This is a genomic window from Arthrobacter sp. efr-133-TYG-104 (assembly GCF_030208915.1).
Taxonomy (GTDB): domain Bacteria; phylum Actinomycetota; class Actinomycetes; order Actinomycetales; family Micrococcaceae; genus Arthrobacter.
Genome location: NZ_JARVTA010000033.1, coordinates 1 through 2,877 on the forward strand (window position 1 = coordinate 1; position 2,877 = coordinate 2,877).

Consider the following 2,877-nt stretch of genomic DNA (forward strand, 5'->3'; position numbering starts at 1 on the left):
AAAAACAATCGGCATCAACAAACTTGGCACACTATTGAGTTCTCAAACAACAGACCCCCCAAAACATAACCCCCACAAGCACACCACAAAAGCAGCACACCACAACAAGGGCCATTGGAAAAGAAGAGTTATTTTTGGCCGCCCACCGAACCGTACACACCTTCCGGCTTTCCGTTTCGCACCCGGCGACTCAGAAAACAATACACGCCCCACCACACCAACGCAAATCCACCCACAAACACCACCATCCAATGATCGAGGCGGGTCTCGCCGTCGAGACCTGGACCTCTGCCCGAGTGTTCATGTGGCGGACTAGGCTGGGCCACATGACGAAACCTGCGGCACCCCCAGCGATCGATGTGCAGGTTACCGAGCACATCCAACGGAAAGTCGACGTCGTGGCGGAGTACATGGCGGACCCGTCCCGCGCTCCCGAGTGGTACGCGAATATCTCCCAAGTTGAGTGGGAGACGCCACCCCCTCTGGGCGTTGGTACGAAAGTCGCGTTCGTTGCCCATTTCCTCGGCCGGGAGCTTCGCTACACCTATGAGATTGTCGAGCATACGTCGAGGTCATTGGTGATGCGTACGGCGGAAGGCCCCTTCCCCATGGAGACCAGCTACCGCTACGACTCCGTGAGCGGGGGCGGGACCCAAGTGACACTCCGCAACCGGGGTACCCCTAGCGGGTTCCCCAGGCTGGTGGCGCCGTTCATTCGCTTGGCAATGCGGCGGGCCAACAACAAGGACTTGAGAGCTCTCAAGCGGATACTGGAACACGATCAACATCAGGGTTGAGGTTCTTCGTACCCGGGCGGGTGGTTGTTTAGGCAGCCTTTTCACAGCATCTTGCCAAGGTGGTCCTCGGAACTGCAGGGGTATAGCTGCCCTCATGCTGTCTATGCGCCGATTTACTTGCCCCCGACCGGTTTCCGGTCGCGAGGGCTTACTGGCGCGCGCCTAGGTCCTGGCGCCGGATTCGAGTCGGGGGGAGAACTTCACCCCTCCCTACATCCGAACCCACGGACCACCATGCCTCCATACCTCAGCACCACCGAACTCAATGATGCCCTGACCATCCGGGACCTCTCCGATCCCAGCAGCGGGCCCCATGCAATGCAAACTCTTCTGCAAGCAGTCAGTTCCACACTCAGCCGCAAGTGGGATGTTGCCGTCCGGGTCATCCGCCACAGCCCCTTGGTCAGCGTGGTCGACAACTACGACCACCTCGGCTTCCATGCCTCTGACGTGACACGGGATCAAAAATACTCCCGCTACGTCAGCCCAACGGTAATGCTGCGGAGTCACACCTCGGCCTCCATCCCATCGCTGCTCCGAGCTTTGGACTCTGGGGCGTCCACGGATGAACTCTGGGCCATCCCGGGTCTTGTTTACCGTCGCGATTCCATCGACCGAACCCATATAGGAACGCCTCACCAGCTAGACCTGTGGCGTGTCAGCTCACAGGTGAAGCTCGACGTCGGCGACCTTCAAGACATGATCTCCGCCCTGGTTCAAGCTGTGCTTCCCGTTGCCGAGTGGCGCGCAGTCCCGGCAATCCATCCCTACACCCAACACGGCTTGCAGGTTGATGTCCTTATGGACGGGGAGTGGCTCGAACTTGCCGAGTGCGGCCTCATGGCCCCGCACCTGTTCGAACAAGCCGGCCTTGATCCCACCAACTGGAATGGTCTAGCCCTTGGAATGGGCCTGGACCGTGCCCTCATGCTGCGCAAAGGGATCCCGGACATCAGGTTGCTCCGGTCGACGGACAAGCGCATCGAAGAACAAATGAAAAACCTGGAACCGTGGCAGCCAGTCTCACAGATGCCACCCATCCGACGGGATATACCGATCGTCGTCCCCGCAGACATGGACGCGGAAGTACTCGGAGATCGAGTCCGCACTGCCTTGAATGGGCTAGCGGACGACTTGGAAAGCGTTGAACTGCTGGCCCTCACTGCCCAGGCGGAACTTCCGGTGAAGGCGCAGGAACGGCTTCAAATCCGAAAAGGACAAGCGAACGCCCTGATACGGCTGGTACGTCGCCCCCTCACCAGAACGATGACAGATCCGGAGGCCAACCAGATCCGGGACGATGTCTACCCGGCATTGCACGAAGGACCAGTCAAAGAGCTCATTGCCGGGTAGGCCCTCGGGCGGCTTGGGCATGTCTATAGCTGCATGCCCAGGACCGCTCGGACGGCGATGTTATCGCCCCGATCATCGGGGACGCGGTGCATTCCGATCTTCTCGGCTACCCGCTCTGAAGCCCGGTTTTCCGGATGAACGATAGCTATAAGTTCTTGGGCTTCAAGCTGGTCCCGGGCGTAGTCACGACAAGCAATTGCTGCTTCTGTCGCATACCCCTGCCCCTGCAGGTCTGAGCGCACGTGGTACCCGACCTCAAGTTTCTGCGCACCGTTCACCAGCTGCCACGTGAGGCCGCAGTCGCCTACGAACTCGCCCTCATACGTTTCGATAATCCACAGGCCATACCCGTGCTCCGCATAGTTCTCTTGGTTCCAGTGAATCCAGCCAGCTGCTTCATCCCGAGACTTGGGTGCAGGGTAGAAGAGCATCACCTCTAGGTCTCCGAGCAACGCGGCCATGCTATCCAGGTCAGTCTCAGTCGTCTCGCGGAACCGCAATCGAAGAGTGGGTTGTGGCGGTAGCATCACATGACTCTATTACGAGTGCGTCCATATGCCCCTAAGCCGGCCGCACAGCGGACGTGACCGATTGGGAAATCAAGGCGGTCATCCTCCCGGTTCACGTATATCCCGGTCCATGTATATAAGGCATTTGCCGGGGGCATAGCGGTTGGGTGTTAAATGCGGGGAGCCCCGACCGTGTGGTCGGGGCTGCCCGGTTGAAT

Annotated in this window: 3 protein-coding genes; 2 read left to right on the forward strand and 1 reads right to left on the reverse strand. The window is 59.3% G+C overall.

Annotated features, from left to right (window positions below; all coding sequences use genetic code 11):
* Window positions 1–326: 326 nt before the first annotated feature.
* Window positions 327–797, forward strand: coding sequence for an SRPBCC family protein (locus QRN04_RS17455; protein ID WP_284977298.1), 471 nt, complete (start codon window positions 327–329; stop codon window positions 795–797).
* Window positions 798–1,031: 234 nt separating this feature from the next.
* Entirely contained in the window at window positions 1,032–2,150 is a 1,119-nt protein-coding gene (gene srmL, locus QRN04_RS17460) for a PheS-related mystery ligase SrmL (RefSeq protein WP_284977299.1), read from the forward strand.
* A gap of 23 nt (window positions 2,151–2,173) precedes the next feature.
* Here the strand turns inward: srmL and QRN04_RS17465 are convergent, their stop codons facing one another.
* A complete protein-coding gene (locus tag QRN04_RS17465; protein WP_284977300.1) occupies window positions 2,174–2,677 on the reverse strand; it encodes a GNAT family N-acetyltransferase in 504 nt (167 codons plus the stop codon).
* Window positions 2,678–2,877 lie beyond the last annotated feature (200 nt).

What these genes read in the sequence shown, in the direction of transcription:
- QRN04_RS17455 (WP_284977298.1), top strand. Translation starts at nt 327, where the DNA reads ATGACGAAACCTGCGGCACCCCCAGCGATCGATGTGCAGGTTACCGAG.
- srmL (WP_284977299.1), top strand. Translation starts at nt 1,032, where the DNA reads ATGCCTCCATACCTCAGCACCACCGAACTCAATGATGCCCTGACCATC.
- QRN04_RS17465 (WP_284977300.1), bottom strand. Translation starts at nt 2,677, where the DNA reads ATGCTACCGCCACAACCCACTCTTCGATTGCGGTTCCGCGAGACGACT.